Here is a 7,988-nt window from a genome sequence, read left to right on the forward strand (position 1 = left end):
CGTGCCTTTGTAGGTGATAAATAACCTCTCCTAGTAAAACGACGAGGAGTGGGAACCCTAATCCGACAATTACTGCCCACATCTCCCAGTCGTTTGAAGAGCTTAAATTATTCATGGACTTCCTCCGATCCAACATTTACTGGAAGCTTATAACTTGTGATTTGCCAAGCTACTAACTTTTCTTTTCCAGATTCTTGAATTTCACCAACCAACTCAAAATCGTAGAGATCGTGCAGGCGATCGTAGATATCTTGAGACACAAAGATTGCGCCGGGGGGACAAGCCGACTTCAATCTATTGGCAATATTTACGCTCTCACCCCAAACATCATAGAGCAATTTATTTTTGCCAATGACACCTGCAACCACATCTCCTGAATTGATACCGATTTCTACGTCTAGATCCAAGCCTTTTTCATAATTAAATCGGTGGACAAACGCCAGCATTTCCAAAGCAAAATCCACCGTGCGTTTGTCATGATCCAAACGTGGCACACTCAGCCCGCATACAGCCATATAACCATCACCAATAGTTTTAATCTTCTCCAAACCGTATTTTTCGGTCATTTCATCAAAGGCTGTTACCAGTTCATCAAGCAGAGCGATAACTTCGGGAGCTGACATGGTTTGAGAGAGCTTAGTAAATCGATGGAGGTCGGAAAACAAAACCGAGACATGAGAAATCTGATCGGCAATTGCTCGATCGCCCTGTTTGAGGCGTTTGGCTATTGCGGGACTAAATATATTTAAGACTAATGCTTCATTTTCGCGATTTTTCTGTTGAATTAGTTGAGTTTCGGCACGAAGGCGGCCTATCGTTTGGTTAAATGATTTAGCTAACTCTCCAAATTCATCTTCTGAACCAGATTTAACCACCGCGTCAACTTCTCCAGCCCCCACCAGGCGGGCACTAGCGATTAACTTCTTGATGGGTCTGACAAAGATTGCGGTCAGCCACATGGCAACAACCGTGATTATCGCGATGATTGCAGTAGCTGCCATCACAATTGTTTTTTGAAAGGAGTGAATTGACGCATAGGCTTCCGAAACATCCATCTCCGCCAATATCACCCACCTCAATCCATCAATATCTAGTGGAGAATAAGAACTCAAAACAGGAATATGACGATAATCGTCGATCACCTGGGTGCCCTGTTTCCCAAATAACGCTTCCTTCACTCCTGTTGTTTGCGCTTGCTGTAGGAGGATTGTAGTATTGAACTCTTTGATTTTCTTGATGGTCTTTTCATCAGTACCGATAGAGGCTAGAATTTTTGCATGACCTTCTGGGTCTTCTATCTGGAAACGAGATGCAGAGCGCATTAGATAATCCGACCCAACCAGATAAGTTTCTCCTGAATCGCCCAGACCACTTTGTTTCCAATTTTTGTTACCAGTCATCACATTGTTAATTTTGTCAACGGGAAACTGGAACGCCAAAATACCAATAAATTCCGAGCCGTTAAAGATTGGAGCAGCGATAAAAGCCGCAGGCGCACCGTAGGAAGGGCTGTAGGGCTTAAAATCTACTATTTTCACATACCCCTTTCCCTTTGCCTGTCGTGCAGCGGCGATCGCGTTTGCTAGGTTACTCTCTTTGTAGGGGCCATCGATCAAGCTTGTGGTAAAGTCGGCTTCTTTAAAAACCGTATAGACAACAGTTCCTTCGCGATCGATCAAAAACATATCGTAGTAACCATATTTTTCAACTATATTGCGAAAAATAGGGTGGTAGAGGGCGTGAGCGCGGCTGTAAGCGCTGGCGTCGCCTGGAGTATCAAGGAGAAGTTTCTTGCCAACGGGGTTCGGATTAGCAGCGATGTAGTGGTACTGTAGGTAACGAGCAGCGGGTGTTTTTGGCCTGTATGCTGCCAGAACAGGCGAACCATCGTTAGTTCGCGTTAGTTTGGTTAAAAATTCTTTCTGGTAGTAGGTATCAATTTTTGCGTCAAAATTCGCTGGAATTTTAGACTTTTCAAGTTCGCTGTAAGCCGTCTTAAATTCCTGTAGGGCTGCGACTACTGTCAAGTCTTCGCTGAGGGTTTGGGTGTGGTTTTTAAGGTTTTCAAAATAATCTTGGATTTGATAAGCTTTCACAGCCCTAAGGCTGGTTAATTGGTTAAAGACTTTTTCGGTCAGAATAGCTTTCCCACTGCTAGAGCATATAAACGTGCTCGCAAGCATAGCGCAAAGGCTGACTACCAGCAACATGACTATGAGTTTTGTTTTTATACTTAAATGATTCACTAATTGCATAGGATTTTTCCTGAGAGTCTGGGTATTATTTCTTTCATCTCTAAGAAGTTAAAGAGTAATCTTTCACCATTGGTAGCGATCGCTTTTCATTTATAGAACCCATTTGACATCTTTTGGCGATCGGCTCACAACAGTCGCTCTACTGCCCAACAGCACAAAAAGAGAAATCCTGGATAGCAGATTCTAAGCTGCTGTGCATCGGGAGCATCTCAGTTTTGCAATAAGCATTTTTTGAAGAGCGAACTCTACTGACGTACTACGAACCTTTTTTGAACTCCCGACAGCACTGTAAATGCAAAACTGAGATGCTCCCTGCGCATCTATATTGTAGAATATCAACATATCATAGGCAAGCGATCGCCAGATATATGCCAGCCATAAACCATCTGTCTCAAGAGCTAAAACAAAGACTAATTAAACTTTTGAAAAATGCACATTGGCATTATAGTAGTGAAAATTTTTTAATTATCTTAAGAGTAACTTAGGGCAATATTGCTATAAGATTAGTAAGTTTATGGAGACTTATACACGGCAAAAAAAACACGATTAGCGGTGCTATTAGTCCCAAGATAATATGAGATTAATGATAATTAATTGCTCAATGGATAGCAAGGATTAGTGAGGTGTTTATCCAAATATTTTTAGTACCGGAACTCTGGGTGAGCGTGGTAGTAGTAATGGAGAATCTACCAGCACATAAAAAAGTCCCTCCTACTTTTGCTTCAACACCACTAAGGCAATATCATCAAAAAGTTTTCGCTCGCCAATATGTCGCATATTGAGTTACCTTGGTTAACCTATTCTCGGTCTTTACTTGTTGTTTTAACAGAGTTCGGTTTTTCAGATAAACCCCATCAGCCGTGGGTGAATTTTGGGGCTCGTGACTAGGGATAGATTTATCTCGAAAATAGTCGCTCTGCGTTGACAATTATAGAAAATATTGTATCAACCGATCGCATTACTTTGCAACAAAAACTAACAGGAATTACGCAGGGACGTTATATGTAGCGTGTCTGTGTTTGGACAATAGCGATCGATCGCGCAGCGGTCTAAAAGTTGTTCGGGAGAAAATGAGAACAGAGTTTAAAGCAAGCTCAAGTTAACAAAAGATCGCGCATCCGACTGGATTAATAGACTTCATATCAAAAACATTGTGCTAGAATCCATCAATACGTAGTCGTAGGTTGGGCACAGGCCGAGAAGAGCAATCTTCTTGCAGTCTAGGGGAGGTTGTAGGTCAGCCACCATTTGGGTCTTCCCAGTTGAAAGCCACCCTGCAACATGAGCCTGGAATCTGCAACCGCAGCCGAGTGCGGCTTTCGCGGTGGGAGTGTCGCGCTAGAATTAGCATTACGAGTTAACACTCGAACAAAAACGCTCGTTGTGCGAGCGTGACCTCAAAACGGGCACATAGCAGGTGGGAATAAACCATGTTTGAACGCTTCACAGAAAAAGCAATAAAAGTAATCATGTTGGCCCAGGAAGAAGCTCGCCGCCTGGGTCACAACTTCGTAGGGACAGAACAGATCCTCCTGGGTCTGATTGGAGAAGGAACCGGAGTTGCAGCCAAAGTCCTCAAATCAATGGGGGTCAACCTCAAAGATGCTCGGATTGAGGTCGAAAAAATCATCGGGCGCGGTTCGGGCTTCGTAGCAGTCGAAATTCCGTTCACCCCTCGCGCCAAGCGGGTTCTAGAACTGTCCCTCGAAGAAGCTCGCCAACTCGGACACAATTATATAGGTACAGAACACCTGCTGCTCGGCCTGATTCGTGAAGGTGAAGGAGTAGCGGCCAGAGTCCTGGAAAATCTGGGAGTAGATTTGTCGAAAGTCCGCACCCAAGTGATTCGGATGCTGGGAGAAACGGCAGAAGTCGCAGCCACCGGCGGCGGAGCTCGCACTAAAACCCCAACATTGGACGAATTTGGTGCCAACCTGACTCAAATGGCGGTTGATGGTAAGCTTGACCCCGTAGTCGGACGGCAAAAAGAAATCGAACGGGTAATTCAAATCCTCGGTCGCCGTACTAAAAATAACCCGGTACTTATTGGCGAACCTGGAGTCGGCAAAACTGCGATCGCCGAAGGTCTGGCCCAGCGCATCGCTAACAACGATATCCCAGATATCCTCGAAGATAAGCGCGTCGTTACCCTCGATATCGGCTTGCTCGTAGCTGGTACGAAATACCGGGGGGAATTTGAAGAACGCCTCAAAAAAATCATGGACGAAATCCGCACGGCGGGTAACGTGATTTTGGTGATTGACGAAGTGCACACTTTGATCGGTGCTGGTGCGGCTGAAGGGGCGATCGACGCAGCGAACATTCTCAAGCCAGCTTTGGCAAGAGGCGAACTCCAGTGTATCGGCGCTACAACCCTCGACGAGTACCGCAAGCACATCGAGCGCGATGCCGCCCTAGAACGCCGCTTCCAGCCCGTGATGGTCGGCGAGCCCACCGTTGACGAGACGATCGAGATTCTGTTCGGTTTGCGGGAACGCTACGAACAGCACCACAAGCTGAAAATTTTGGATACAGCCCTGGAAGCTGCCGCCAAACTGTCTCACCGCTATATTTCTGACCGCTTCCTCCCAGACAAAGCAATTGACTTGGTAGACGAAGCTGGTTCGAGAGTCCGCCTGATCAACTCCCAACTGCCGCCCGCAGCTAAGGAACTTGATAAAGAACTCCGCCAAGTCCTGAAAGATAAAGACGAAGCGGTGCGTTCTCAAGACTTTGACAAAGCAGGTGAATTGCGCGATCGAGAAATGACGATCAAAGCCGAAATTCGCGCGATTTCCCAAGCCAAAAAAACTGACTCGGCCCGCACCGGCGAAACCGACCCTTCGCCAGTAGTTACCGAAGAAGATATCGCTCAAATCGTCGCAAGCTGGACGGGCGTACCGGTCAACAAACTGACTGAATCTGAATCCGAAAAACTGCTGCACATGGAAGATACCTTGCACCAGCGCTTGATCGGTCAAGAAGAAGCAGTGAAAGCCGTTTCCCGTGCCATCCGCCGCGCTCGCGTTGGCTTGAAAAATCCCAATCGCCCGATCGCCAGTTTCATCTTCTCCGGGCCCACAGGCGTCGGCAAAACCGAACTGACGAAAGCCTTAGCCGGCTACTTCTTCGGTTCCGAAGACGCCATGATTCGGTTGGATATGTCCGAATACATGGAACGTCACACCGTCTCCAAACTTATCGGTTCTCCTCCTGGTTATGTCGGCTACAACGAAGGCGGACAACTGACAGAAGCAGTTCGTCGTCGTCCTTACACCGTCGTGTTGTTTGACGAAATCGAAAAAGCCCACCCCGATGTCTTCAATATGCTCTTGCAAATATTGGAAGACGGCCGCTTAACAGATGCCAAAGGTCGTACCGTGGACTTCAAAAACACGCTGCTGATCATGACCTCCAACATCGGTTCTAAGGTCATTGAAAAAGGTGGCGGCGGCCTCGGTTTCGAGTTCGGCGACAACCAAGCTGATGCTAATTACAACCGCATTCGCTCCTTGGTTAACGAAGAACTGAAGAACTACTTCCGCCCAGAATTCCTCAACCGACTTGACGAAATTATCGTCTTCCGTCAGTTGAACAGGGAAGAAGTCAAGGAAATTGCCGTTATCATGCTCAAAGAAGTGTTCGGCCGCTTGACAGAACAGGGAATCACTCTGGAAGTGACCGAAAAATTCAAGGAACGGCTAGTAGAAGAAGGCTATAACCCCAGCTACGGAGCCAGGCCCCTGCGCCGCGCGATCATGCGGTTGTTGGAAGACAGCTTGGCTGAGGAAATCCTTTCTGGCCGCATCAAAGATGGCGATATCGCTGTTGTAGATGTGGGCGACGATGGAATTGTCAAGGTGCTGCAAGGTCAAAAACGGGAATTGCTGCCCCAAGGCGCTGAGTAAGTGCGTTGAGTAAGTGCGATCGCGAGTAAAGTTTTAAGATCGCAAATTGCGCGATCGTAAATAACTCAAAATCAGCATATAAAAAAGGTAGAGAATCTTAATTCTCTGCCTTTTTTATGAATAAGAGTCAATAAAATTATAGGAGGAGTAAATGACATCTGAAGAAAAGAATTTTGGTACAGAAGTAGCAGAAAACCTACCTGATACTTCGACTTCGCTCAGCACAAGCCCGTGGTGGCAAAAAGCGTGGAAATCGCAGCGAGAAAATCTTCAGATTGTGATTATTGCTTTGGCTTTAGCAATAGTGATTCGAGCGTTGGTGGCAGAACCGCGCTTCATACCCTCAGATTCTATGGTACCAACTTTGCGCGTGGGCGATCGCGTCGTAGTCGAAAAAATATCCTACTACCTGGAACCTCCAAAAACTGGTGACATCGTAGTATTTGCGCCGCCGGAACAGTTGCAAGAACAAGGCTTTACCGCAGACCAAGCATTTATCAAGCGGGTAATTGGCTTACCAGGTCAAACAGTAGCTGTGAAAAAAGGTCTAGTTTACCTCAACGACAAACCCCTCGTTGAGAAATATATTGCCGAACCTCCTAAATACCAGTGGGGGCCTTATGTCGTCCCGGAAAATCAATACTTCGTGATGGGAGACAACCGCAACAACAGTAACGACTCTAGCAGGTGGGGATTTTTACCTAAAAAGAATATCATCGGCCGGGCTGTATTGAGGTTTTGGCCACTTGAGCGTATCGGACAAGTTTGAAGAAGTCAGTTGACAGTTGACAGTTGACAGTTGTCAGTTGTCAGTTGTCAGTTGTCAGTTGTCAGTTGTCAGTTGTCAGTTGTTATTGCAAGCCCAATGCCATAAAGACCCCATGCCCCATCCCTCGACTTCGCAATTCCCAATTCCCAATTCCCGATGCCCATGCCTTATCCTGTACGGAAATTTCTACTGATTTTTGCGCCTTGAGCGGTAGAGAGTTCCTCCGGCAACTGATAAAATAGTACCAAAAGCAGCGGGATTTCCCGCCTAGATCAAAATCACTTCAATATTAAAAATTAGGAAAGCTATGGGATTTTTTGATTCAGAAATTGTTCAGCAAGAAGCCAAGCTGTTGTTTGAAGACTATCAATCTCTCGTCGCACTAGGCGGGAATTACGGCAAATTCGATCGCGAAGGCAAGAAGATGTTCATCGCTCAGATGGAATCAATGATGGATCGCTACCGTATTTTTATGAAGCGCTTCGAGCTGTCTGAAGACTTCATGGCTCAGATGACTGTAGAGCAGTTAAAAACACAGCTAAATCAATTTGGCATCACGCCCCAGCAGATGTTTGAGCAAATGAACTCAACGCTGGAGCGGATGAAATCTGAACTGGAAAAGCAATCATAAGTTGACAATTGACAACTATCAACTGTCAACTGTCAACTGATAATTAACTAGCAGCCGGGAAGTCCCTCGGTGTATTTAGAGGGGATGAATCTCAATTGCTACGCTCCGTACCCCGACTAAATTACCGTAGGGATGAAAGGCTCGTCGGTCGGAGGAACACCAGCCCGACAATTAGACTCAGTTACCGCAAATCAATCTTTGGGAGAGTCTTGATTCTCAATATACTTCCTAAGTATGGAGACGGTAACACCTCGGCAAGAAGCAATAAAATACGAACTGCTCCACAAAACATCTTTACGATAAAACTCATTCACCCTTTCAGGGAATTCACCAAAAAACGAGCGAGAAGCCCCTGGCTTTAGACATGGGGAGGAAAGCGGCTGCGACTTCAGTCGCCTTGAATTAAACTCCATAGGAATAGCCAT

General features: G+C 46.1%; 5 protein-coding genes. 3 read left to right on the forward strand and 2 right to left on the reverse strand.

Annotated features, from left to right (window positions below):
* Positions 1-107: 107 nt before the first annotated feature.
* Positions 108-2,255, reverse strand: coding sequence for an adenylate/guanylate cyclase domain-containing protein (locus JGK07_RS19060; RefSeq protein ID WP_293176089.1), 2,148 nt, complete (start codon positions 2,253-2,255; stop codon positions 108-110).
* A gap of 1,430 nt (positions 2,256-3,685) precedes the next feature.
* Between JGK07_RS19060 and JGK07_RS19065 the strand changes: the two genes are divergently transcribed.
* The 3 genes from JGK07_RS19065 to JGK07_RS19075 all read left to right on the forward strand — a co-directional run bounded on the left by JGK07_RS19065 (position 3,686) and on the right by JGK07_RS19075 (position 7,563).
* The gene (locus JGK07_RS19065; RefSeq protein WP_293176091.1) at positions 3,686-6,163 is read left to right on the forward strand and encodes an ATP-dependent Clp protease ATP-binding subunit; all 2,478 of its coding nucleotides are present in this window, start codon (positions 3,686-3,688) and stop codon (positions 6,161-6,163) included.
* A gap of 151 nt (positions 6,164-6,314) precedes the next feature.
* A complete protein-coding gene (lepB, locus tag JGK07_RS19070) occupies positions 6,315-6,932 on the forward strand; it encodes a signal peptidase I (RefSeq protein WP_293176094.1) in 618 nt (205 codons plus the stop codon).
* Positions 6,933-7,239: 307 nt separating this feature from the next.
* A complete protein-coding gene (locus tag JGK07_RS19075; protein WP_293176096.1) occupies positions 7,240-7,563 on the forward strand; it encodes a DUF1825 family protein in 324 nt (107 codons plus the stop codon).
* A gap of 191 nt (positions 7,564-7,754) precedes the next feature.
* On the opposite strand, the gene JGK07_RS19080 is transcribed toward JGK07_RS19075, so the two are convergent.
* On the reverse strand, positions 7,755-7,988 hold a 234-nt coding region (locus JGK07_RS19080), incomplete at its 5' end, for a transposase (RefSeq protein ID WP_293198113.1).

It is taken from the genome of Microcoleus sp. PH2017_24_DOB_U_A (assembly GCF_020738205.1).
In the GTDB taxonomy this organism is placed as follows: domain Bacteria; phylum Cyanobacteriota; class Cyanobacteriia; order Cyanobacteriales; family Microcoleaceae; genus Microcoleus.